Origin of the sequence: Nocardiopsis sp. CNR-923, from assembly GCF_001942255.1 — a bacterium.
GTDB lineage: Bacteria > Actinomycetota > Actinomycetes > Streptosporangiales > Streptosporangiaceae > Nocardiopsis.
The window spans coordinates 19,862-43,784 of the sequence record NZ_MKKC01000075.1 but is presented as its reverse complement, the minus strand read 5'-3'; the positions used below and the strand labels follow the sequence as shown (position 1 = coordinate 43,784).

The following is a 23,923-nucleotide window of genomic DNA, read 5'->3' as shown; positions in this document are numbered from 1 at the left end:
GAGCCGCACCACCGTGCGGTGGGCGACCGGCGCCGCACGCCAGCATCATCGCATGCCGCCGATTCGCCGCATTCCTTGGGATACAACCGGATCGGCGCATGGGATCATTCCGTGGAGCCCTGGGTGGAGGTGGGACGTGGACGAACAGACCGCGTATCGTCGTCGGTGGGGTGCCCTCGCGGTGCTCGTCATCTGTCTGCTGGTGATCGTCGCCGACAACACGATCCTCAACGTCGCGTTGCGGACGCTGTCGGACCCCGAGATCGGGGTCGGGGCGAGCCAGTCGGAACTGGCGTGGGCGATCAACTCCTACACGCTGGTCTTCGCCGGTCTGCTGTTCACCTTCGGGGTGCTGGGCGACCGCTGGGGGCGCCGCCGCCTGCTGGTGTGCGGCCTGGTGGTGTTCGGGGCGGCGTCGGCCGGCTCGGCCTACGCGGTCTCACCCGACCAACTCATCCTGGCCCGGGCCGCGATGGGGCTGGGCGCGTCCATGGTGATGCCGCAGACGCTGTCGATCGTCACCCACGTGTTCCCGCCCGAGCAGCGCGGCCGGGCGATCGGGATCTGGGCGGGTGCGGGGGGTCTGGCCCTGGCGATCGGACCGACGGCGGGCGGACTGCTGCTGGCGCACTTCTGGTGGGGGTCGATCTTCCTCATCAACGTGCCGTTCGTCCTGCTGGGGCTGGCTCTGGCGTTCCTCCTCATCCCGGAGTCGCGCGACCCGGACCCCGGACGGCCGGACGTGGTGGGCGTGGTGCTGTCCGTTCCGGGCCTGGTGCTGTTCGTCTACGGCATCATCACGGCGGGCGAGCGGGCGTCGCTGGCCGACTGGGACGTGTACGGAGCGCTCCTGGCGGGTGCGGCCCTGCTCGCGGCCTTCCTCGTGCACGAGTCGCGCACCCCCGACCCCTCGCTGGACGTGCGGTTCTTCCGAGAGCCCCGGTTCAGTGTCGCGATCGCCGTCGTCATGGTGCTGTTCTTCAGCATGGCGGGGATCATCTTCTTCCTCAGCTTCTACTGGCAGAGCGTGCGCGAGTTCACGCCGTTCGTCGCCGGGATGCTGGTGCTGCCCTCGGCCGTGAGCCAGATGATCATGGCTCCGCTGAGCCCGACGCTCGTGCGGTGGGCGGGTCCGCGCTGGGTCGCCGCGATCGGCGTCCTGGTGGCGTGCGGGAGTTTCGTGTTCTTCAGCCGGCTCAGCCAGGACACACCGGTCCCGCTCATCCTCGTGGTGTTCTTCCTCCAGACCGCGGCGATGGCGAGCGTGCTGACCCCGGCCACCGACGCGATCATGTCCGCGGTCCCGCCGGGCAAGGCCGGCGCGGCCTCGGCGGTGCAGAACACGGTCCGGCAGATCGCGACGGCGTTGGGGGTCGCGGTCCTGGGCGCGGTGATCTCCACCCGCTACCGCGCTGAGATCTCTCCCGCGCTCGACGCGTTCGCGGAGGGGGCCGCCGACACCCGCCCCGAGGACCTGCACGCGGCGGGGGAGTCGATCGAGGGCACCCTGGCGGTCGCCCGTCACGCCGGAGAGCAGGGCAGCGCACTCGTGGCCCCGGCCGAGGAGGCGTTCATGTCCGGGCTGCACCTGGCCGCCCTCGTCTCGCTGACGATCGGACTGCTCGGTCTGGCCGTGGTGCTCATCTGGATGCCGCGTGAGGTCGGCCGCCACCAGCCCGCCGAGGGGCGGACACGGTCGGCGGTGGTCGCGCACGGACGCGGGGAGGAGTCCGCCGGCTGACGCGGCGTGGGCGGCGGGAGCCGGTCGCGACTACCGTGGGGGCATGCGCCTGACCGCCTTCACCGACGTCTCCCTGCGACTCGTCATGCGGCTCGCGGTGGCCGGGGAGGGCGAACTCCTGACCACCAGGACCGTCGCGGGGATGCTCGCCGTGCCCTACACCCACATGGCCAAGGCTGTGGCCCGCCTGTCCGAGACGGGGATCGTGGAGGCGCGCCGGGGCCGGGGCGGCGGCCTGCTGCTCACCGATCGGGGACGACGCGCGTCGGTGGGCGAGATCGTCCGGGACCTGGAGGGCTACGGGGACCTGGCGGGCTGCGAGGACGACCCGCCCTGCCCCCTCAGGGCCGCGTGCCGGTTGCGCTCGGTCCTGCGTGAGGCCCGCGAGGCCTTCTACGCGTCGCTGGACGGCGTGAGCGTGCAATCCCTCGTGACGCAGCCGACCCACGACGTCCTGACCCTGTTGGATCCTCCTCGAAGCCCGTTCTGAGCTGCTTCTTCTCGGGTTCGTGGACCCCGGTGCGCGATGTCCGCGGAGCGATTTTAATATGCATCTCAGATGCTAATTTTCTGTGTCCGGGCGTCCTGCCCGGGCCACCTGACAACTTACGGAGGACCCATGCTCTCCACCGAGTCGGCGACCGTCATCCGGGCCACCATCCCGGTCGTAACCGAGGCGATGGACGAGATCTCCAGCCGCTTCTACGCGTCGATGCTCGGCGACCGGCCCGAACTGCTCGACGGGCTCTTCAACCGCGGCAACCAGGCCACCGGTGAACAGCGCCGGGCGCTCGGAGGATCGATCGCCGCGTTCGCCACCGCGCTCCTGGAGCACCCGGACGAGCGGCCGGACGCCCTGCTCTCGCGGATCGCCCACAAGCACGTCTCGGTCGGCGTCACCGACGACCAGTACGTCATCGTGCACAAGTACCTGTTCGGCGCCATCGCCGAGGTCCTCGGCGACGCGGCGTCCTCGGAGGTGGTCGCCGCGTGGGACGAGGTGTACTGGCTCATGGCCGGCGCCCTCACCGCTCTGGAGGCCCGGTTGTACGCGCGCGCCGGCCTCGACGGAGGCGACGTGTGGCGCGTGTGGCGCGTGGTCGAGCGCCGGGAACTGACCCGCGACGCGATCTCCCTGACCCTCGAACCCGAGGACGACGGACCCGCCCCGGACTTCCGTCCCGGCCAGTACGTGAGCGTGCGGCTGCGGATGCCCGACGGCGTCCGGCAGGCACGCCAGTACACCCTGACCGGCGCGGAGGGGCGACGGCGGGCGATCACCGTCAAGCGCGTACGCGCACGGGAGGTCCCCGAGGGGGAGGTCTCCACCCTCGTGCACGAGACCGTGCGCGTCGGGGAGGCGCTGGAGGTGTCCGCCCCCGCCGGAGACGTCACGCTCTCGGACGACGCCCGCCCCGTCGTGCTGGCATCCGCCGGAATCGGTTGCACCCCCATGCTGGCGATGCTGCGCCACATCGCCGAACACGACCCGGAGCGGCGCGTCCTCGTCCTGCACGCCGACCGGTCGGCGCACGACCACGCGCACCGGGAGGAGACGGCGGCCCTGGCCGAACGGATCGCCGGCGCCGACCTGCTCACCTGGTACGAGAGCGGGGAGGCAGACGGGTCCGGGCGCATGGACCTGAGCGGCGTGGACCTGCCCGAGGACTGCGAGGTCTACCTGTGCGGCCCGCTGCCGTTCATGCGCGATGTGCGCGCCCAGGTGCTGGCCGCGGGCGTACCGGCGCGCAGCGTCCACTACGAGGTGTTCGGCCCCGACCTGTGGCTCGGCCTCGACTGAGTTCGGCCAAGCCGGAGCCGGACGCGAAGCGCGCCGTGTCCGGTGCGGTCCAGGCAGTGCCGTCCGGTGTACGAAACCGACATACTGGGCGGCATGCTGGACCACCACGCCTCGGCCTTCGTAGGCCGCGACCACCACCTTGCCCGGCTCACCGACGACGCGCGCCGCGCCCGCGAGGACGGGGCCAGGGCGGTGCTGATCCGCGGCGACGCGGGGGTCGGCAAGACCCGGCTCGTCGACGAGTACCTGCGTCGCACCCCGCTGGCCCGCGCCGCCGTCGGCGGATGCCTCGAAATGGGCACGGACGGTGTCTCGTTCGCGCCCTTCACCACTCTGCTGCGCCAGCTCGCCCGGCAGGAGGAGGAGCGGCCGTCCACCGCGCACAACCGCGAACTGTCCCGGCTGGTCCCCGAACTCGGCGAGCGTCCGGACCCCGCTGACGAGAACCGCGCCCGGCTCTTCGAGGCGGTTCTCACCTTCCTGGAGGAGTGCGCCCGCCCGGACGGCCTCGTGGTGGCCGTCGAGGACCTGCACTGGTCCGACGCCTCCACCCGCGACCTGCTCGTCTTCCTGCTGCGCAACCTGGGCCCGGCCCCCCTCCACCTGCTGGTGAGCCTGCGCACCGACGACCTGCACCGCACCCACCCCCTGCGCCGTCTGCTGCCCGAGCTCCAGCGCCTGCCCCGGGTCGGAAGGCTCGACCTCGGTCCGCTCTCCCGCGACGAGGTGGCCGCCCAGGCGGCCGTGCTGCGCGGATACGCGCTCGCCCCCGGCGACGTGGACCTGCTCTACGAACGCAGCGGCGGCAACCCGCTGTTCGTCGAATCCTTCCTGGCCGTCCCCGACCTCATCGGAGCCGGTCTCCCGGACGGCCCCCGTGATCTCCTGCTCGCCGCGGTCGAGACACTGCCCGACGCCACGCGCCGCCTGCTCGGCCTGGTCGCCACCGGAGGCGAACACGTCGAGCACACGCTTCTGGCGGCGGTCGCGCGACGGGCGGGCACCAGCGAGGAGGACCTCGACCGAGCCCTGCGGCCAGCCGTCGACGCCCAGGTGCTCCGCGCCACCGCGACCGGGTACTCCTTCCGGCACGCCCTGCTCGCCGAGGCCGTCCACACCGACATGATGCCCGGCGAGCGCGTCCGCGCCCACCGCCGCTACGCCGAGGCCCTGGAACGGGGCGTGGTCGGCCTGTCGGCGGCGGAGCGGGCGATCCAGCTCGCCCACCACGCCCACGAGGCGCGCGACCAGCCGCTCGCGCTGACCTGCGCATGGCGTGCCGCCGACCACGCGGCCGACGCGGTCGGCCACCCCGAGCACCTGGCGCTGCTCGAACGGGTCCTGGAGCTGTGGGACAGGGTTCCCGACGCCGCGGAGCGGGTGGGCCAGCCGCGGGGAGAGGTGCTGCGCCGGGCCGCCGAGGTGTCGCTGGTGGCCGGCTCGCTGCGCCGCGCGTCGCCCACGCGACGGACGGTCTGCGCGAACTCGGGGTCACGGGGTTGCACGACTCGGGAGCGCCCCGCCCGGCCGATGCGGAACTCATCGCCGGACTCCGGCACGCGCGCGCCCAGGCGTTGAAGGAGCTGGGTCGGGACGGCGCCCTGGAGGACCTGGGCGACGCGTTCATGGTCATTCCACCCGGGCATCCGCGCCGGGCCGCGATCGGAGCCACCTTTGCCGCCACGCTGATGATGCGCGGCCACGCCGACGAAGCACGACGCTCCGCCGCCCGTGCGCTCTCCCTGGCCCGGGTCCTGGGCGATCGCCGAAGCGAGGCGGACGCGCTGATCACCCTGGGCACCCTCGCCCAGTCCCGGGACGGCGGACAGGGGCTGGAGCTGTTGGACCAGGGCGTCGCGCTCGCCCGTGAGCACGGCTTCGTCACGGTGGAGCTGCGCGGGCTGGTCAACCGGGGCGGCGCGCTCCAGCACCTCGGCCGCGTCGAGGAGGCCGCAGCCAACGCGGTGGAGGGGCTGCGGCGCTGTGCGGAGTCGGGACTCGCGCGCACCCAGAGCGGTCCGTTCCTCTACGCTATGGCGGTGTCCCGCCTGACCGAGGGACGCCTGGAGGAGGTCGAGCCGTTCCTGGACCGGATCACCGGCGACTCCGTGGTCCAGTCCAGGGCGTTGACCGTGGTGATGGAGGTCGCCTTCCACCGCTGGGACGTGGACCGGCTGCGGGCGGCCATGGCGGAGTTCCGTCGGCTGCTGCCCGAGAGCAGCAGCTCACCGACCGAATACCTGCCCTTCCACGTGAACTCGATGCGGCTGGCCCTGCACGAGGGGCGCCCGCAGGAGGCACTCGGACTCGCCCGCGACCTGCTGGACCGCGCGACGGCCTACCTGTGGCGCCTCCCGGAGGACCTGTACGCCTTCACGCTCCCCCACATCGCCGAGGTCGCGGTCGTTGTCGCCGAGGACGCGCGGCGGCGCGAGGAGGTGGGGGACATCCTCACGTCGGCACGCGAGGCTCGGGACCGCCTGCGCACGCAGCGGGACCATCCCGGCCGCGGACTGGCCGCGGAGCACCTCGGCGGACTGGTCGCCGAGGACCACGAGGAGGCTCTGGCGTCCTGCGCGGCAGCACTGGAGTTGGCCGCGGCACAGGGGCGGACGCTGCACCGTGCCGAGATCCTGCTGGCGGCCGTCCGTGCCGCCCTGCGCGCAGGTGACCGCCGCCGTGCCGCCGCCCACCTCGCCGACGCGGACGCGACGGCGGCGCGCTGCGGTCTCACGTTCGTGGGCCGTCAGGCGGCGCTCCTGCGGGTGCGTCACGGTCTGGTGGACGGGGCCGTGCGCGCACTGGAGAGCGGCGCCCGTCCGGCGCGCGCGGCGTCGGTCCCGCCCGCAGGACTCACCCGGCGCGAGGCGCAGGTGCTCGCCGAGGTCGCCAAGGGCGGCACCAACCGGGAGATCGGCCTGGCGCTGTCCATCTCGGCCAAGACGGTCAGCGTGCACGTGACCAACCTCATGGCCAAACTCGGGGTGTCCAACCGCAACGCCGCCGCCGTGCGCGCCCGCGAACTCGGCGTCGGCTGACGTCCGCGGCGGGTCACGGCACACGTCCCCGGACAGCACGTCGCGCCCCCGGCCCAGCGTTCGGGCGTCGTCCAGGTCGCAGCCGTTGGTCGCCGAGGCGCCCAGCACGAGCGTGCGGACCGCGCCGGATGGCGTCGGACCAGACCCGGGGGAAGGTTCACGGGGCCGTGGACGGGGGGCGGTCTCGTACGCGGCCGGGGTGCGAACGTCCAGGAGGACGGCGCCGGTATCGGCGTCGATCGGGCGCCCGACCCTCCTCCCTCTCTCAGGCCGCGACGGCCCGGTAGGCCTCGAACCCGCCGATGAGGTCGGACACACCGTCGCGGCCCCGGCTGCGCAGGTAGCTGGCGGCGACGCTGGAACGGTAGCCCCCCGCGCAGTGCACCACCGTGGCGCGGTCCCTCGCAAGCTCGTCCGCGCGGGAGGCCAGTTCCGCCATCGGGATGTGGACGGACCCCTTGATCGCTCCGGACTCCCGTTCGGCCGCGCCGCGCACGTCGAGCACGAGCGGCGCGTCGGGCTCCCCGAGGCGGCGGAGCAGGTCGGCGGCCTCCACACGGGGTGCGCGCTGCACCTGGCCGGGGATCGAGGCCATGGCGGCCTCCGGTGACGCGAGGTATCCGGCGACGGTCTCCAGACCGACGCGGGCCAGACGGGTGACGACCTCGCGCTCGCGGCCCGGGTCGGCCACGATGAGGATGTCCCGGCCGGGCTCGACGACCATCCCGGCGGTTTCGGCGAAGCGGCCGTCGATCCCGATGTTGATCGCTCCGCGCAGGTGTCCGGCGGCGAACGCCCGCTGGTCGCGTGCGTCGACCACGACCGCGCCCTGCGCGCGGGGGCGCAGGAACGCGTCCCGTCCCAGAGGGCGGGTCAGGGCGTCCAGGTCGACCGGTGCGCGCAGCTCACGGTTGCGGGCGGCGTCGTAGGGGAAGTAGGCCGGGACGGCCTCCTGCCCCTCGGTGACCAGCGCGACGAACGTGTCGACGTCCATCGGCTGGCACGCGTAGTTGCTCGCTCGCTGGTCGCCGATGGTGGACCAACGCTCGGTCGACAGGTTCTTCCCGCACGCGCTGCCCGCGCCATGGGCCGGGAACAGGCGCGTGCGGTCCGGAAGGGACATGAGCTTGCGGTGCACCGAGTCGTAGAGCATCGGGGCGAGCGTCTCGGGGGCGTGGCCGAACGAGGCGACCAGGTCCGGACGGCCGACGTCCCCGACGAACAGCGCGTCCCCGGTCAGGACCCCGTACGGGACGGCGTCGCCGGCGTGCTCGTACACCAGGACGCTGATGGACTCGGGTGTGTGCCCTGGGGTGTGCAGGATCTCCAGGGTGACGTCGCCGAGGCCGACGCGTTCGCCGTCGGCGAGGCGCCGGACCGGGAAGCGGGTCTCGGCCCGGTCCCCGTAGCCGATCCACGCGCCGGTGCGCTCGGCGATCTCGAAGTGGCCGGAGATGAAGTCGGCGTGCAGGTGCGTGTTGATCACACCCTCGACGGTCAGGCCCTGCCCGCGCGCGTCGTCGAGGTACTCGTCGACGTCGACGCGCGGGTCGACGACCACCGCCCTGCCGGTCGTCTCGTCGCCGACGAGGTAGGAGGCCTGGGACAGGCAGTCGAGGTAGTACTGGGCGAAGATCATCGACGCTCCTCGTGCCGGAAACACTCCCGGGGTATCGGCGAGCGAGCGAGATATACACCCGGGGGTAGGCACATCCCCGTCGTGTCCGCCGGCGCGGGTGTCGACGGAGACGCCCCGGCCGTCAGGCCAGTGCCAGGAAGAGCCTTTCCAGTTCCGTCTCGGTCATGGGCGGCTCCTCTCCGCGCTCCCGGGCGGCGTCGCAGTGTCGCATGCCGGTGGCCACGGTCGTGAACCCGGCGCGGTCCAGCGCCTTGGACACCGCGGCGAGCTGCCGGAGCACGTCCGCACAGTCCTCGCCCTCCTCGATCATCGAGATCACGCCGTTCAGCTGCCCCTGTGCGCGGCGCAGCCGGGTGAGCGCGTCCTTGACCGTCTCCGGCTTCAGTTCCACTGTCGACCAGATCCGTTGATCACAACATACCCCCACCCGTATCCACTTCGCGCTGGGTGAGGAGCGACGCGGACCACGTCGTCCGGAACGGGCGTCCACGCAAGACGCTCGGCTGGAAGACTCCAGCCGAGCGTCTGCGTACGCTCGTCTGATCAACGAGGTGTTGCGAGGACCCGTTGAATCCGCCCCCGCTCCGGGGCGCAGGGCCCCGGGAGGCGGCCGCGGACTCAGAGCGTGGGCAGGTACCGCTGGAGCTCGTACGGGGTGACCTGGCGACGGTAGGAGTGCCACTCCGCCCTCTTGTTGCGCAGGAAGAAGTCGAAGACGTGCTCGCCCAGGGTCTCGGCGACCAACTCGCTGTTCTCCATGATGCGCAGCGCCTCGTCCAGGCTCTGCGGCAGCGGGCGGATGCCCAGTGCGCGGCGTTCGGAGTCGGTGAGCGCCCACACGTCGTCCTCGGCGCCCGGGGGCAGTTCGTAGCCCTCCTCGATGCCCTTGAGCCCGGCCGCCAGGATCACCGCGTAGGCCAGGTACGGGTTGCAGGCGGTGTCCATGGAGCGGATCTCGATCCGGCTGGAGTTGGACTTGCCGGGCTTGTACATCGGGACCCGCACCAGGGCGGACCGGTTGTTGTGGCCCCAGCAGATGTAGGCGGGCGCCTCGCCGCCGGCTCCGGCGGAGGCGGCCGGGTCGTCCCACAGCCGCTTGTAGGAGTTCACCCACTGGTTGGTCACGGCGGTGATCTCGTCGGCGTGCCGCAGCAGACCGGCGATGAACCCCCGGCCCACCTTGGACAGCTGGTACTCGGCGCCCGGCTCGTGGAAGGCGTTGCGGTCGCCCTCGAACAGGGACAGGTGCGTGTGCATGCCCGACCCCGGGTACTCGGTGAACGGCTTGGGCATGAAGGTGGCGTACACGCCCTGCTCCATCGCCACCTCCTTCATCACGAGCCGGAAGGTCATGATGTTGTCGGCGGTGGTGAGCGCGTCGGCGTAGCGCAGGTCGATTTCCTGTTGGCCCGGGCCGCCCTCGTGGTGGCTGAACTCCACGGAGATGCCCATGGCCTCCAGCATGTTGATGGCGTTGCGCCGGAAGTCGTGCGCGCTGTTGTGCGGGGTGTGGTCGAAGTAGCCGCCCGAGTCGTTCGGCTCGGGGAACTCCCCGTGCTCGGGGAACTTCTTGAGCAGGTAGAACTCGATCTCGGGATGGGTGTAGAAGGTGAACCCCAGGTCCGAGGCCTTGCCCAGCTGTCTCTTGAGCACGTGTCGCGGGTCCGCCGACGACGGCGAGCCGTCCGGCATCAGGATGTCGCAGTACATGCGGGCGGTGCCGTGCGGCTCGTTGCGCCAGGGCAGCACCTGGAACGTCGAGGGGTCCGGCTGGGCGAGCATGTCGGCCTCGTACACACGGGCGAAGCCCTCGATCGCCGAGCCGTCGAAACCGATGCCCTCGGTGAAGGCGGCCTCCAGTTCGGCCGGAGCCACGGCCACGGACTTGAGGTACCCGAGCACGTCGGTGAACCACAGCCTCACGAACCGGATGTCGCGCTCCTCCAACGTGCGGAGCACGAATTCCTGCTGTCGATTCACGATCAACCTTCCTCGATGCCGGTCAGTCCCGATCCCGGTCCGCCAGCGCGGAGCCAAGCCGGACACAGTGTCCCAGACCCAGTCTGCCGTGCGCATATTTCCGGGGTATTTCCGCACGTGCCGCCGGGGGCGGTGACATCGTGCCCCCGCACTCGCATTATGACCGCTCCCGGGTCGGCGGAACCGCAGTCCACGTGCGCGCCACGCGGCGGCTACCCTCGAAGGCGTGGCACAGCTGAGGATCGCACTCGCCCAGGTCAACCCCACCGTCGGCGACCTGGCGGGGAACCGCCGCATGGTCGTCGGGGCCGTCCGGCGGGCCGCCGAGGAGGGCGCCCACCTCGTGGCCCTGCCCGAGATGGTCGTCACCGGCTACCCGGTCGAGGACCTGGCCCTGCGCAACTCCTTCGTGTCCGCCTCCATCCGTGCCACCCGCGAACTCGCCGCCGACCTGGACCGCGCGGGACTGGGGGACCTCCCGGTCGTCGTGGGACACCTCTCCCGGCGGGAGGGGGCGGCGCCCACCGGGTTCGCGCCGCACGGAGGTCTGCCCGCCGGAGCCCCGCAGAACGCGGTCGCCGTCCTGCACCGGGGGCGGTCGGTGCTCTCCTCCGCCAAGCACCACCTGCCCAACTACGGCGTCTTCGACGAGTTCCGTTACTTCGTCCCCGGCGACACCCTGCCCGTCCTGCGCGTCCACGGGGTCGACGTGGCCCTGGTCGTGTGCGAGGACCTGTGGCGGGAGGCCGGACCGGTCACGGCCGCCCGTGCCGCCCGTGTCGACCTCGTGCTCTCCGTCAACGGCTCGCCCTACGAGCGGCACAAGGACGACGTGCGCCTCGAACTGTGCCAGCGGCGCGCGCGCGAGACCGGCGCCGCGCTGGCCTACGTGAACATGGTCGGCGGCCAGGACGACCTCGTCTTCGAAGGCGACTCCCTGGTCGTGGACGCCGACGGCGAGCTCCTGGCGCGCGCCCCCCAGTTCGACGAGACCCTGCTCGTGGCCGATCTCGACCTTCCCGACCGGTCCGAGGCCGGGGCGCCCGACGGCACCCGGGTCGACGGTCTGCGGGTGGTCCGCCACACGCTCTCCGACACGCCGGTCACCCCCTACCCTCCACGGGGGAACACCGTCACGCCCAGGCCCGATCCGCTGTCCGACATCGGCGAGGTGTACCGCGCGCTGGTCGTGGGACTGCGCGACTACGTGGCCAAGAACGGGTTCTCCTCCGTCCTGGTCGCCGTCTCCGGCGGCATCGACTCCGCGCTGGTCGCGACCATCGCCGTGGAGGCGCTGGGCGCCGACCGGGTCCACGGCCTCCTGCTGCCCAGCGCGCACTCCAGCGGACACTCCGTCGGCGACGCGCGGGAGCTCGCCAGACGGCAGGGGTTCACCACCCGGACCGTACCCATCGCCCCCGTGGTCACGGCCTACGAGCGGGCCTCGGCGGACGTGGGGGCGCCGCTGGACGGACTCGCCGCCGAGAACCTGCAGGCACGTGTGCGCGGAACCCTGCTCATGAGCCTGTCCAACCAGGAGGGCCACCTGGTCCTGGCCACCAGCAACAAGAGCGAGTCCGCCACCGGGTACTCCACCCTCTACGGAGACTCCGTGGGCGGGTTCGCGCCGATCAAGGACTGCTGGAAGACCCTGGTGTGGGACCTCGCGCGCTGGCGCAACGCCGACGCCGCGCGCCACGGCCGGATCCCGCCCGTCCCGGAGAACTCCATCGCCAAACCCCCCAGCGCGGAACTGCGGCCCGACCAGCTCGACAGTGACGCACTGCCCGACTACGACCTCCTCGACGCGGTCCTGGACGCCTACATCGGCACCGACAAGGGCGAGGCCGAGCTGATCTTCGCCGGTTTCGCCCCGGACCTCGTCCGCAGGGTCATCAGCCTGGTCGACCGCGCCGAGCACAAGCGGCGCCAGTCCGCCCCCGGGACCAAGATCAGCTCCCGCAACCTCGGCCGTGACCGTCGGCTGCCCATCACCAACCGCTGGACGGTCTGAGCCCACGCCTCTCCTCGACCAGATCCGGATGGAGTTCTCCGGTTCTTTCCGCTTGCCCGTAACGCCGCGCCGGGTCCGGACATGTGTGGTGGTGAAGGACGCACCACCACCGATGAAAGAGGGGTCGCGTTGCCCCGACAACACCCGGGCCGTTCCGGACGTGAGGCAGTCGCGCGTTTCGAGAAGCTCTACGACACCACGTTCGGTGACGTGCTCGGCTACCTGCTCCGCCGCACGGAGGACACGGACTACGCCGCCGACCTGGTCGCCGACGTCTTCACCGCGGTGTGGACGCGGATCGACGACGTCCCCCCCGGGGACCAGGCCCGGCCGTGGGTCTTCGGAGTGGCGCGCAACGTGCTCTCCAACCACCGCCGCGGCGTCCGGCGCCGCAACGCGCTGGCCGCCCGGCTGCGGACCGACCTGCGTGCCGTGACCGTGGCTCCGCCCGAAAACCGCGACGCGGACCTCGGCGAGATCGGCGCGGTGTTCCGCTCCCTGCCGGAGCGGGACCAGGAGATCCTCTCCCTCGTGGGATGGGAGCACCTGGACGCCGCACAGATCGCGTGGTGCTGGGGTGCTCGCGCGGCACCGCCCGCGTTCGCCTGCACAGGCGCGCGGCCGGTTCGCCCGCGCCCTGCGCAAGGCCGGGGTGGACCTCGGCCACCTCGACACGGCGACCCCTCCACCAACCGTCACAGCGAGAGGAGCGGTGTGATGACCGACGACCGGACCGACCGAGCCGTGGCCAGGCTCCGCCCGGCGGTGGACGCGTCGTTCGACCCCGCGGCGCCCGCCGCGCGGGAGTTGCGTTCGATGATCACCACTCACACACAGGAGGCCACCGTGCCCATGCCCCCCCGAACCCGACGACTCCTCATCGCCGCGCCGATCACCGGCGCCCTCGCCCTCGGCGCCGTCGCCGCCACCGTCCTGCTCTCCCCGTCCGAGGACGGGACCGGACTGGGGCCGTCCACCGCCGACGCCGCCGTCCTGGACATCAGCGTGGACGACGGCCTGGTCGTCGCCGAGGTCCTGGACCCGACCGCCGACGCCGAGCGCTACGCCGCCGAGTTCGCCGAGCACGGCCTCGACGTCGACCTGCGCTTCGTGCCCGCCTCGCCCACGCTCGAAGGCACCCTGGTGTACATGGATGGCGACACCGCCGGTGAGGAGACGGACAACCGGCAGGTGGAGGTCATCGAGTCGTCCGAGTGCACCATCGTCTCGGGTGGCGCCTGCCCGGTCGGCGTGAAGATCCCGCAGGACTACGCCGACCCGATCGAGCTGGTGTTCGGCCGCAAGGCGCAGCCCGACGAGCAGTACGACAGCTCGAACGCGCCGACCGAGGCGGGCGAGGCCCTGGAGGGCGTCGACCTCAGCGACATGAGCGTCGGGGAACTGCGGACCACCCTGGCCGAGATCGACCAGGAGATCGTCGAGTACCGTCAGGACCCGACGTCTGAGTCCGGTGAGGTGCGCACGCCGGGCGCGACGAGGTCGGTGACGAGTGGCTCGTGGACGACGTCGTCCTGTGGGGGCCCGGCCAGGTCCTGGCCTTCGTGACCGAGCCGAGCTGACCTGGTCCGAACGATTGAGGGGCGGGTGCGTGCGGGGGCACGCACCCGTCCCTCCCGCGTCGGTCCTGGCGCGGCCGTGCCGTGTGCGGACCGTCGGCGGGTCTCCCCCCCACTGGGGTGCGGTCAGACCAGTCCCAGTTCGCGGGCGCGCGCACCGGCCGCGGCCCGGTTGGCCACCCCCAGCTTGCCCAGGATGTTGGACACGTGGACGCTTGCCGTCTTGGGGGCGATGAACAGCGCCTCCGCGATCTGGGCGTTGGTGCTCCCGACCGCCAGCAACCGCGCCACCTCCGTCTCGCGTGCGGTCAGCCCGGCCGGAGCGGCGGGCGGTCCCGCCCCCTCGGACAGGGCCGTGCCGAGCCTGCGCGCCAGGTCGGCGGCGGCGCGGGCGAGCGGCTCGGCGCCGCGGGCGACGGCCGCGGCGTGGACCTGGCGCATGTCCCGCGCCGCACCGGACCGGTCGCCGGCCCGTACGGCCCACTCGGCCGCGCACAGACGTGCGCGGGCCAGGTACAGCGGCATCGGCGTCCGCTCCCAGTCCGTCACGGCCGTGCGCCAAGCGGTCAGGGCCCGCCCCGGTTCGGCGCCGTCGATCACCGCGAAGCGGGCAGCGCACGAGGCGGCGTGGGCCCTTTGCACCGGCCCGGTGACCGGCATCGCGGCCGCGACCTCGCCCGCCAGCGCGCGCACCCGCCGGGCCCGGTCGGCGGTCCCGGGGGGCCTGCCGGGATCCAGGCCGAGCTGCGCCGCCTCGGCCATCACCTCCACCAGCGGCCACGAATACCCCGGACCGGCCGCCAGAGCCACCTTCTCCAGCACCTTCTCTGACAGGTCGAGGGCCTCGTCCACGGCGCCCTCCGCCAGATCAGTCTCCAGCTGCGCCAGTGCCGACAACTGGACGAGGTTCATGCGCTGGGCGGTCAGGACCCGAGATCGCTCCTCCGGGCCGGCCGCCCGCCGGGCCGCGGCCAGGTCCCCCATGGCGGCGGCCGTCCTGGCCGCCACGGGCTGGATGTACCAGCGGTTCTTGGAACCGCGACCGACGTGCCTGGTGGCGGTGACGATCTCGCGGGCCCGGGCCAGGTCACCGAGCTCGAAGAGGATCTCGGCCCGGTTCTGGTTGTTGAACGTGCTGTGCACCGACGCCCACCCGAGCGCGGCGTGCCGCGCGAGCGACTCCTCCAGCACCTCCAGACCCTCCCGGTGTCGCCCGAGCTCACGCAGGAAGTGTCCGAGGTTGCCCGCGCCGCGGGCCTCCAGCCCGGGGTCGGCGTTGGCCGCGGCCCGACGGATGCCCTCCTGGAGCATCGGCCGCCCCCGCTCCGGGTCGCCCGTGGACATGAACAGTCCGCCCAGTGTGATCCTGGCGTCGGTGGCCGCGCAGCTGTCGCCGGGTGAGTCGGACCGCTCGGCGAGCCGCAGGGCCGATTCCGCGAGCTCCTGCGCGGTCAGTCCGGCCTCGGCCAGATCGGCCAGCCGCCGCTGGTCCGGCCCCGGTTCGCGGTCGACGCGGTAGAGCAGGCTCTCGCGGGCCAGGATGGACAGCAACAGCCCGTACCCCGGCATGTGCGGCGGGTGCAGTTCCAGTGCCCGCACCAGGTCGAGGACGCCCCCGCCGTCGGGGTCGTGGGCGCGCGCCTGGCCGCGTCGGCGCAGCAGCACGGCCCGGACCATCCGGGTGTGGTCGTCCTCGTCGTGCGGCAGGACGGCCAGGGCCTCGTCGGCGAGTTCCAGGGCCCGAGCGTGACGGTCGGCGCCCAGGGCCGCCCCCGCCGCCAGGCTCATCACCTCCGCCCAGGTGCGGCCCTGGACCCGTTCCCGAGCGTCCGGAACCCGGGCCCACAGGCTCAGGACGCGCTCCAGCATGGCCAGCTCCTCACCGGCGGCGAGGGCCTCCCCGGCGCGCACGGCCGCCCACCAGGACGCCTGGAGCGCGTGCGGCAGCTCCTGGGCGGCCATGAAGTGGTGGGCCTGCTCGGCGGCGCGGCGGTCGGCGGGCACCGATTCGGGATAGGCGTCGATGAGCTGGGCGAAGCGCAGATGGAGCCGGGCGTGCGGGCCGGGCAGCAGTTCGCTGTGCACGGCGTCGCGCAGCAGGGCGTGCCGGAAGCGGTAGCCGGTGCGGCCGGCACGCAGGACGTTGGCGTCGACCAACGTGTGCAACGCGTCCTCCAGGTCGCGTTCGGGTAGTTCGGCGGCGTGGTAGAGCATCTCGTGCTCGACGTCGCCGGACACCGCGCCCACCGACGCGACCCGAAGGACCGACACGGCGGTCTCATCGAGCCGGTGCAGCGGTTCCAGGAGAAGGTCGCGGAAGTGGTCCGGGACGTCGGGACGCTCTCCGTGGGAGAGATCCACCGCACCGGCCAGGCTTTCCACGAAGAGCGGGAAGCCGTCGGTGCGCCGATAGAGCCCGTCGACTTCGTCCGGCGTCAGCTCGGCGCCGCGGATCGCCGCCGCCTGGAGGCCGACCTCGTACCGGCTCAACGGTTCCAACCGGAGGCGGTGCACGCCCGGAAGCCGTTCGAGTTCGGGCAGGAGTCGGCGCAGCGGGTGGGTGCGGTGCAGATCGTCGCTGCGGTAGGTGGCCACCAGCTGCACCCCGGGCTCGTCCAGGTTGCGGACCAGGAAGACCATCAGGTCGCGGGTGGCGCTGTCGGACCAGTGCAGGTCCTCCAGGACGACGGTGACGCCGCCGTCCCGCGCCGCCTGGGTCAACAGCCGCAGTATCTGCTCGAAGAGGATGCCCCGGCCCTCCGGCCGCTCCACTGCGACCTCGCCCAGTTCCGGCAGCAGCCGGGCGAACTCGCCGACCCCGCCCGGGGCGGCCGCCTCGAACACCGCGCGCCCGCGCTCGCGGAGGAACTGGCGCAGCACCGCCGTGAACGGCGCGTAGGCCAGCCCGTCGACGCCCAGCTGGAGGCAGCCGCCGACGAAGACCGTTCCCTCCGGGAGGGTGGCGACGAATTCGCTGACCAGACGGCTTTTGCCCACCCCGGCGTCCCCGCCGACCAGGACCGTCCCCGGCGCCTGTGTGTGCGCTCGTCGGGCGTGCTCCCGGAGGAGACGGAGCTGGCTCTCCCTGCCGACGAAAGTGGCGTTGGGCTGTACGAGAAGGGGCATAACGCCCATTATGCCGTCGGCGTCCGCACCGACCGGCGTCGTCCCTCCCCGGACTCGCGCGCGCACGAGCGTCCCCGGCCGGTGCTCAGACCGGACCGCGGTCCCGGGCAGGTGCCACGGCCGGGCGGGTCCCAGCGCTCTGCGCCCCAAGCCGTTCGGCGATCACGCGGCCCGACCGAAGCGTCCCTCGCGGTCCTGTCGGGTCCGCTGGCCGCGGCGGCGCTCCTCCCGGAGTCTGGTCCGCTCCCGGGCCCGGGCCGCGCGCGCGGCCCGGACGTGTTCGATCTCCCGCAGCCGCTCCTTCGTCATGGACTGGGCGTTGGCGTACATGAGCTCGCTGTGCAGCACGGTGGTTCTCTCCCCGTCCGGCGGAACCCGGTGTTCCGCGTCTGGAGTCAACGATCGCCCTAAGAACACCCGGCGCGCATGGGGAGGAATCCCAGTCTTGTCCGCACGGCGGCCCGCCGAACCCTAAGACCCGTCTAAGACGGGGCCGGTTCGGGGACCGACGCCGGTCGGGGACGGAGCACGGCGGCGGCGAGCAACGTGCGTCGCCACCCGGGCGTGTCACCGCACGTGTTTGGACGGCCGCCCGTAGTTGTCTGGTGCTGTCGAGGAGTGCGAACGAGGGGGAGACATGGGTTGGATCGCGCGGGGGAGCCGATGGGCGGCGACCACGGCGCTGGCCGTCGCGGTGTCCGGGGGGCCAGCGTGGGCGGACGAGGGGGACGACGCCGCGGGGCGCGGGTCCGTCCTCGCCGAGCTCGACCGGGCCGCGCTCGTGCGCCTGGTGTTGACCGCGCCGGACGAGTACCCGCTGCCGGGGGAGGAGGCGGAGTTCCGGGCGACCGTGGCCAACGACGGCGTGTCACCGGTGGAGGGGGCGCTGCTCGCCCAGCACGTGCCCGAGGAGTTGGAGATCGTGGAGGTCGGCGGCGAGGGGGTGCTCGAAGGGGGTATCGCGAACTGGCGGGTGGACGTGGCCGAGGGGGAGGTGGCCGAGTTCGTGCTGCGCGTGCGCGTGCCCGGAGGCGCCGACGCGGGAACCGGCTCATGAGCACGGCGTGCCTCCTGCTCGTCCGGGACGCGATCCCACCTCCTGTGCGACCGGCGCTCTGGTCGTGGGCGAACCCACGGTCCTGTCCCGGGTGAACGCGTTCGTGGGCGCGGGGTCGGTGCGGGTGGCGGGCGCGCTGCTCGGTCTGGCCCTGATCTGGTCGTTGTGGCGCGTGCGCAGGTCGCGCTGTTGAGGCGGATCGGGGCGCACGGCGCCGATGCGCCGTGCGTATCGTTACGTCGGTGTGTCATTAAAAGGGGTCTTAAAACTACACGCCGTAGTAGCCTGGCGCCATGGACATCTTCTACTCCGCGCTCGTCTTCCTGCACATGATCGGCCTGGCGGGCATCATCGCGGGCTTCCTCATGCAGGTCATCTCCGGTCACCCCAAGTCGGCGAAGGTCCTGCTGCACAGCTCCCTCCTCCAGTTCGTCACCGGACTGGCCCTCGTCGGCGTGGCCGAGACGGCCGGGGGGGCGGAGCTCGACCACGTCAAGGTGGGCGTCAAGCTGGTCATCGCCCTGGCGGTGGTGGTCCTGGGCGTGCTCAACCTGCGCAAACCCTCGAACCGGCTGGCCGCCGCCGCCGGTGTCCTCGCGATCCTCAACATCGGCGTGGCCGTCTTCTGGTAGGGGCGGGCCCCTCCGGGGCGTCCGATTCCGTGCGTGCGCCGGCGGCGGCGGGGTGTGGCCCCCTGCGGTCGCCGGTTCTTTGTGCCCCCTTGCAGACTCTTGCGTAAACCTTCCGGGTTTTTGCGCTCAGCGCTCCGTGCTTCCGCCGCAGGTCAGGGCGCGCACCTTCGTCTCGTTCACGCGATGATCTCGACGTTATGGCAGTTCACAGCCGGTGTAATCACCGATTGTCATGGAAGAAACACGACAACAACGCCCCGTTCACAAGCCCCATCGGGTCTGTTAGGTTCATCACCCTATAGAAAACTCTTGCAGTTTACGCAAGAGGGCGTCGGCGGGGCAGTGCGGCCCCGCCGGGAATCCTCCCAAGGAGGCACGCATGACCTCGACACGGCACCGGTTCGGCGGGGCCGCCTTCGCCCTCCTCCTCGGCGTCGCACTGGCCGCCCCGGTCCCGGCCGCGACCCCCGCGGCCGCCCAGACGCCATCCTCGGTCCCCCGCGAAACCTTCGATTCCGCCGAGGCCAACGGCGAGACGATCGTCCACCTCTTCCAGTGGACGTGGGACTCCGTGGCCGCCGAATGCGAGGACTTCCTCGGCCCCCGGGGGTTCGGCGCGTCCAGGTCTCCCCGCCCCAGGAGCACGTGGTCATCCCCTCGGCCGAGGGCGGCCAGTACCCCTGGTGGCAGGACTACCAGCCCGTCTCCTACCGGATCGACAACACCCGGCGCGGCACCGCCGCCGAGTTCCAGTCGATGGTCGACACCTGCCGCGACAACGGCGTGCGGATCTACGTCGACGCCGTGATCAACCACATGACCGGCCCCGGCTCCGGCACCGGCAGCGCGGGAACCGAATGGCGGTACTACGCCTACCCCGACCTGTTCGGCGACGGGTCGGCCGCCTACCGCCACGCCGACTTCGGTCCCTGCTACGAGCCCGTCTCCGACTGGAACGACAAGTGGCGGGTGCAGAACTGCCAACTCCTGGAGCTCTCCGATCTGAACACCGCCGACCCCCGGGTCCGTGAGCGCATCCGGCGCTACCTCAACGCCCTGGTGGACATGGGCGTGGCGGGGTTTCGCGTGGACGCCGCCAAGCACGTCCCGGAGGCCCACGTCCAGGACATCTTCGCCGGCCTGCACGACGTGCCCGGATTCGGTGGCGAACCCGACGTCTACCACGAGGTCTACGGCGACGCGACCATCCCCTACACCCAGTACGCGTTCGACGGCGACCGCGTCACCAACTTCGACTACCAGCGCGACATCGCCGCGCGGTTCGCCGACGGCGCCGTCTCCGGACTGGCGGCCCTGCCCGACTACGGCGGACTCACCGACGACCAGGCCACCGTCTTCATCGACAACCACGACACCCAGCGGTCCCACCCCACGCTGACCTTCAAGGACGGGGACCGGTACCACCTGGCCACCGCCTTCATGCTCGCCCACCCCTACGGGCACCCGGTGGTGATGTCGAGCTACGACTTCGCCGACGAGGCCCAGGGGCCGCCCAGCGTCGGGGAGGTCGAGGGCGACCCCGCCGGATGGATCACCGAGGACACCGACTGCTCCAGCGCCGCCTGGGTCTGCGAGCACCGGCACCCCACGGTCGCCGGCATGGCCGCCTTCCGCAACGCCACCGCGGACGCGACGTGGTCCCGCGCGCGACCGACGGAGACTCCCGCCTGGCCTTCGACCGCGGCTCCCGCGGCTTCGCCGCCTTCAACGCCAGCGGCGCGGCCTGGAACCTGACCGCGCACACCGATCTGCCCGACGGCGCCTACGAGAACGCTGCCGGGGAGGGCGCGTTCACCGTCTCCGGGGGTCGGGTCACCGTGACCGTCCCGGCGGACGGAGCCGTCGCACTGCACGTCGGCGGTGTGTGCGACGACCCCGGCGAGTGCGGGGGCGACGACTGCGCCACCGTGCCCGCCGAGTTCCACGTCCGGGCCGAGACCTACTGGGGCCAGGAGCTGTACCTGGTGGGCTCCATCCCCGAACTGGGCTCCTGGAACCCGGCCCACGGCGTCCGCCTCAGCACCGACCAGGGCTCCTACCCCTGGTGGACGGGGTCGACCCGACTCCCCGTCGGCGCCCTGTTCGAGTACAAGTACGTGAAGATCGACGGCGCCGGGAACGTCGTGTGGGAGACCGGCGGCAACCGCGTGGCCACCGGAGACGACAGCGGCGGCGGCTGCACCCAGGTCTTCACCGAGTACTGGCGTTGACCGCCCCGGCCCCTCAGTCGTCGTAGAACGCGTGCTCCATGACCGACCGCGCCCGCCGTGTGGTCCGCAGGTACACCTCGGTCAACCGCTCGGCGGGCCCCTCGGCCACCTCCTCGACGTCCTCGCCCTCCGCGCCGCCGCTGCACCCCATCGCCTCCGCGATCGCCGCTCGTACCCGCAGATCGGTGGGCAGCGAGTCACCGCCGTGACCGCGCACCAGCATCACCATGCCGCGCACCCGCGACGCCAAGCGCCAGGCCCGTTCCAGGACAGCCCCGTCGTCGGCGCCCAGGAACCCGTGGGCCACGGCCACCTCCAAGGCCTCCAGCGTGCTCGTGGTGCGCAGGTCGGGATAGCGTGGGCGTGCCGCAACTGCACCAGCTGGGCCACCCACTCCACGTCCGACAGCCCGCCCCGGCCCAGCTTCGTGTGCAGCGTCGGGTCCGCGCCGCGCGGCAGCCGCTCGGCCTCCATACGGGCCTTGAGTTTGCGGATCTCCAGGACCGCGGACGCGTCGAGGCCGCCCGCCGGGTACCGGATCGGGTCGATCAACGCGGTGAACGCGGCGCGCAGCTGCGGGTCGCCCGCGATCGGCCGCGCCCTGAGCAGCGCCTGGCTCTCCCACACCTGCGACCAGCGCCCGTAGTAGGCGGCGTAGGAGTCCAGCGTGCGCACCACCGGACCGCTCCGCCCCTCCGGGCGCAGGTCCGTGTCGACCTTGAGCGGCGGTTCCGCGGCGGGCATCTCCAGCAGCCTGGCCAGCTCGCGCACGATCGCCAGCGCCTGCCGCGTCGCCGCGACCGGATCGGCCTCGGGCAGCGGATCGTGCACGTACATCACGTCGGCGTCGCTGGCGTAGGTGAGCTCTCCGCCGCCGAACCGCCCCATCGCGACCACGCACACCCGCGTGAGCGGCTCGTCCCCGGACGCGGCGACCACCCTGTTGCACGCCGCCCTCAACGCCGCCTCGATCGTCACCGCGGCGATGTCAGTCAGCGCCGCGCCCACCTCCTGGACCGACGACACCTCCAACAGGTCGGCGGCGGCCGTCCGCAGCAGTTCGCGGCGGCGCAGCGCCCGCACCGCCGACACCGACTCCTCCGACCAGTCGTAGCGCCGCAGCGCCGCCTCGGCCTCCGCCGCCAGCACCTCGGGCCGCCGGCGCTCCAGGTCGGCGTCGTCCGCCAGCGTCGCGACCGCGTCGGGGGCCCGGAGCAGCAGGTCGGTGACGTACCGGCTGGTGCCCAGCAGCCAGGCCATCCGTTCGGCCACCCGCACGTCGTCGCGCAGCAGCCGCAGGTACCAGGGGGTGGTTCCCAGGGCATCACTCACCTGCCGAAAGCCCAGCAAACCCGCGTCCGGGTCCGGCGCGTCGGAGAACCACCCGAGCATGACCGGCAGCAGCGTCCGTTGGATCGCCGCACGCCTGGACACCCCCGAGGTCAACGACTCCAGGTGCCGCAGCGCCCCGCCCGGGTCGGCGAATCCCAGCGCCTCCAGCCGTGCACGCGCCTGGTCGGGCGAGAGCCGCGCCTCCTCCTCCGGCAGCGCGCGACGGCGTTGAGCAGCGGACGGTAGAACAGCTTCTCGTGCAGCCGTCGCACCTCGGCGGACACCTTGCGCCGGGCCTCGGTCAGCTCGCGCACCGGGTCCGCCGTGTAGCCCAGCGCCCGGCCGAGCCGACGCAGCTGGCCCGGACCGTCGGGGCTGGCGGGGTCGGGCATCATGTGCGTGCGCCGAAGCCGCTCCAACTGCAGCAGGTGCTCCACCCGGCGCAGGAACCGGTAGGCGTCGGCCAGGCCCGCCGCGTCCTTGCGGCCCACGTACCCGTGCGCGGACAGGGCCGCCAACGCGTCCAGGGTGTGCCCCGACCGCAGCCGATCGTCCGTGCGTCCGTGGACCAGCTGGAGCAGCTGCACCGAGAACTCGATGTCGCGCAGCCCGCCCGGCCCCAGTTTCAGCTCGCGCTCGGCCTGCCCGGCCGGGATGTGCGCCACCACGCGGCGGCGCATCGCCTGCACGTCCTCCACGAAGTCTCGCGCCCGGCCGCCTCCCAGACCAACGGCGAGATCGCCGCCTGGTAGGCCGCGCCCAACTCGGCGTCCCCCGCGATGGGGCGCGCCTTGAGCAGCGCCTGGAACTCCCAGGTCTTGGCCCACCGCTCGTAGTAGGCCAGGTGGCCCGACAACGGGCGGACCAGGGGGCCGTTCCTGCCCTCCGGGCGCAACGCCGGGTCCACCTCCCACAGCACGCCCTCGGCGTCGGTCTCGGACGGGATCCGCATCATGGCGGTGGCCAGCCGTGTGGCGGCGCGCATCGCCGCCTGGTCGTCCACCGGCTCCTCGCCGTCGGGGACCACGGCGGGCTCGGCCACGAACACCACGTCGACGTCGCTGACGTAGTTCAGCTCCCGGCCGCCGCACTTGCCCATCCCGATCACCGCCAGACGGCAGCTGGCCGCGTCCTCGGGGCGCTCGGCGCGGGCGACGGCCAGCGCCGCGTCGAGGGTCGCGGCGGCCAGGTCCGCCAGTTCGGCGGCGACCTCGTCGACGGTGCACAGGCCGGACAGGTCGCGTCCGGCCAGGCGCAGGACCCGCCTGCGGTAGGCCACGCGCAGCGCGTGCCGGAGGCCGTTCAGCGAACCGCCGTCGAACACGGCGGCGGTCGGCGCGCGGGAGTCGGGGTCGGCGCCGACGGTGTGCAGCAGGCCCCGGCGCAGCTCCTCGGGCTCGGGAGAGCGGGCGGCGTCGGCGCCGCGCAGTTCCCGCCAGTCACCCGGGTGGCGGACCAGGTGGTCGGTGAGCGCGGTGCTGGTGCCGAGCACGCCGCACAGCCGGGTGCGCAGGTCCGGGTCCTCGCGCAGCACCGTCAGCACCTCTTCGGCGTCCGGGGCGGTCTCCAGGACTCGGATCAGGCCGAGTAGGGCCTGGTCGGGGTCCGGCGCCACGGCGAGGGCGTCGATGACGTCGGTGTCGGTCCGGGGGTCCAGACCGGCCTCCCCGACCAGGCGCAGGGCCCGGGTGCTGTCGCTGAAGCCACGCCTGGCCAGCGCGCCTGCTGTCATGTTGGTGTTTCCGTCCCTTGCCA

Annotated in this window: 15 protein-coding genes and 2 pseudogenes; 11 read left to right on the top strand and 6 right to left on the bottom strand. The window is 72.6% G+C overall.

Annotated features, from left to right (window positions below):
* The first annotated feature begins 136 nt into the window (after window positions 1-136).
* The 5 genes from BJF83_RS10390 to BJF83_RS30475 all read left to right on the top strand — a co-directional run bounded on the left by BJF83_RS10390 (window position 137) and on the right by BJF83_RS30475 (window position 6,580).
* Window positions 137-1,741, top strand: coding sequence for an MFS transporter (locus BJF83_RS10390; protein WP_075926118.1), 1,605 nt, complete (start codon window positions 137-139; stop codon window positions 1,739-1,741).
* Window positions 1,742-1,784: 43 nt separating this feature from the next.
* On the top strand, window positions 1,785-2,231 hold the full coding sequence (locus BJF83_RS10385) for an Rrf2 family transcriptional regulator (protein ID WP_075926117.1): 447 nt from the start codon (window positions 1,785-1,787) through the stop codon (window positions 2,229-2,231).
* A 129-nt stretch (window positions 2,232-2,360) separates the two neighbouring features.
* Window positions 2,361-3,542 (top strand): globin domain-containing protein, encoded by a 1,182-nt coding sequence (locus BJF83_RS10380; RefSeq protein WP_075926116.1) that lies wholly within the window; start codon window positions 2,361-2,363, stop codon window positions 3,540-3,542.
* 93 nt (window positions 3,543-3,635) lie between these two features.
* Complete coding sequence (locus tag BJF83_RS30480; protein ID WP_158070353.1) at window positions 3,636-5,120, top strand: AAA family ATPase; 1,485 nt, start codon at window positions 3,636-3,638, stop codon at window positions 5,118-5,120.
* Complete coding sequence (locus BJF83_RS30475) at window positions 5,042-6,580, top strand: LuxR C-terminal-related transcriptional regulator (protein ID WP_316042246.1); 1,539 nt, start codon at window positions 5,042-5,044, stop codon at window positions 6,578-6,580. Before BJF83_RS30480 ends, BJF83_RS30475 begins: the two co-directional genes overlap by 79 nt.
* A 265-nt stretch (window positions 6,581-6,845) precedes the next feature.
* On the opposite strand, the gene BJF83_RS10370 is transcribed toward BJF83_RS30475, so the two are convergent.
* From BJF83_RS10370 to glnA, 3 genes are all read right to left on the bottom strand, one after another.
* Entirely contained in the window at window positions 6,846-8,219 is a 1,374-nt protein-coding gene (locus BJF83_RS10370) for a rhodanese-like domain-containing protein (protein WP_075926115.1), read from the bottom strand.
* Between the two features lie 121 nt (window positions 8,220-8,340).
* The gene (locus tag BJF83_RS10365) at window positions 8,341-8,610 is read right to left on the bottom strand and encodes a metal-sensitive transcriptional regulator (RefSeq protein ID WP_075926114.1); all 270 of its coding nucleotides are present in this window, start codon (window positions 8,608-8,610) and stop codon (window positions 8,341-8,343) included.
* Between the two features lie 227 nt (window positions 8,611-8,837).
* Complete coding sequence (glnA, locus tag BJF83_RS10360; protein ID WP_187347124.1) at window positions 8,838-10,199, bottom strand: type I glutamate--ammonia ligase; 1,362 nt, start codon at window positions 10,197-10,199, stop codon at window positions 8,838-8,840.
* A gap of 226 nt (window positions 10,200-10,425) precedes the next feature.
* On the opposite strand from glnA, the gene BJF83_RS10355 reads away from it, so the two are divergent.
* Together BJF83_RS10355 and BJF83_RS28905 are read left to right on the top strand one after the other, a co-directional pair.
* Window positions 10,426-12,213 (top strand): NAD+ synthase, encoded by a 1,788-nt coding sequence (locus BJF83_RS10355; protein ID WP_075926112.1) that lies wholly within the window; start codon window positions 10,426-10,428, stop codon window positions 12,211-12,213.
* 129 nt (window positions 12,214-12,342) lie between these two features.
* Window positions 12,343-13,779, top strand: coding sequence for an RNA polymerase sigma factor (locus BJF83_RS28905; RefSeq protein ID WP_262391457.1), 1,437 nt, complete (start codon window positions 12,343-12,345; stop codon window positions 13,777-13,779).
* A 137-nt stretch (window positions 13,780-13,916) separates the two neighbouring features.
* On the opposite strand, the gene BJF83_RS10340 is transcribed toward BJF83_RS28905, so the two are convergent.
* Both BJF83_RS10340 and BJF83_RS10335 read right to left on the bottom strand, forming a co-directional pair.
* Window positions 13,917-16,925: a LuxR family transcriptional regulator gene (locus BJF83_RS10340; RefSeq protein WP_075926110.1), complete on the bottom strand. Its 3,009-nt coding sequence runs from the start codon at window positions 16,923-16,925 to the stop codon at window positions 13,917-13,919.
* Between the two features lie 153 nt (window positions 16,926-17,078).
* Window positions 17,079-17,264, bottom strand: coding sequence for a hypothetical protein (locus BJF83_RS10335; protein WP_075926109.1), 186 nt, complete (start codon window positions 17,262-17,264; stop codon window positions 17,079-17,081).
* A gap of 289 nt (window positions 17,265-17,553) precedes the next feature.
* On the opposite strand from BJF83_RS10335, the gene BJF83_RS28900 reads away from it, so the two are divergent.
* From BJF83_RS28900 to BJF83_RS10320, 4 genes and pseudogenes are all read left to right on the top strand, one after another.
* Window positions 17,554-17,973, top strand: a complete 420-nt coding sequence (locus tag BJF83_RS28900) for a hypothetical protein (protein ID WP_262391456.1) — start codon at window positions 17,554-17,556, stop codon at window positions 17,971-17,973.
* A gap of 64 nt (window positions 17,974-18,037) precedes the next feature.
* Window positions 18,038-18,166: a hypothetical protein gene (locus tag BJF83_RS28895; protein ID WP_262391455.1), complete on the top strand. Its 129-nt coding sequence runs from the start codon at window positions 18,038-18,040 to the stop codon at window positions 18,164-18,166.
* Window positions 18,167-18,266: 100 nt separating this feature from the next.
* A complete protein-coding gene (locus tag BJF83_RS10325; protein WP_075926108.1) occupies window positions 18,267-18,605 on the top strand; it encodes a hypothetical protein in 339 nt (112 codons plus the stop codon).
* Between the two features lie 379 nt (window positions 18,606-18,984).
* Window positions 18,985-20,836, top strand: a pseudogene (locus BJF83_RS10320) (carbohydrate-binding module family 20 domain-containing protein).
* 13 nt (window positions 20,837-20,849) lie between these two features.
* Here the strand turns inward: BJF83_RS10320 and BJF83_RS10315 are convergent.
* Window positions 20,850-23,900 (bottom strand): annotated as a pseudogene (locus BJF83_RS10315) (bifunctional [glutamine synthetase] adenylyltransferase/[glutamine synthetase]-adenylyl-L-tyrosine phosphorylase).
* Window positions 23,901-23,923 lie beyond the last annotated feature (23 nt).

What these genes read in the sequence shown, in the direction of transcription:
- BJF83_RS30480 (WP_158070353.1), top strand. Translation starts at nt 3,636, where the DNA reads ATGCTGGACCACCACGCCTCGGCCTTCGTAGGCCGCGACCACCACCTT.
- BJF83_RS10380 (WP_075926116.1), top strand. Translation starts at nt 2,361, where the DNA reads ATGCTCTCCACCGAGTCGGCGACCGTCATCCGGGCCACCATCCCGGTC.
- BJF83_RS10340 (WP_075926110.1), bottom strand. Translation starts at nt 16,925, where the DNA reads ATGGGCGTTATGCCCCTTCTCGTACAGCCCAACGCCACTTTCGTCGGC.
- BJF83_RS28900 (WP_262391456.1), top strand. Translation starts at nt 17,554, where the DNA reads ATGGGTTGGATCGCGCGGGGGAGCCGATGGGCGGCGACCACGGCGCTG.
- BJF83_RS10385 (WP_075926117.1), top strand. Translation starts at nt 1,785, where the DNA reads ATGCGCCTGACCGCCTTCACCGACGTCTCCCTGCGACTCGTCATGCGG.
- BJF83_RS10370 (WP_075926115.1), bottom strand. Translation starts at nt 8,219, where the DNA reads ATGATCTTCGCCCAGTACTACCTCGACTGCCTGTCCCAGGCCTCCTAC.
- BJF83_RS10325 (WP_075926108.1), top strand. Translation starts at nt 18,267, where the DNA reads ATGGACATCTTCTACTCCGCGCTCGTCTTCCTGCACATGATCGGCCTG.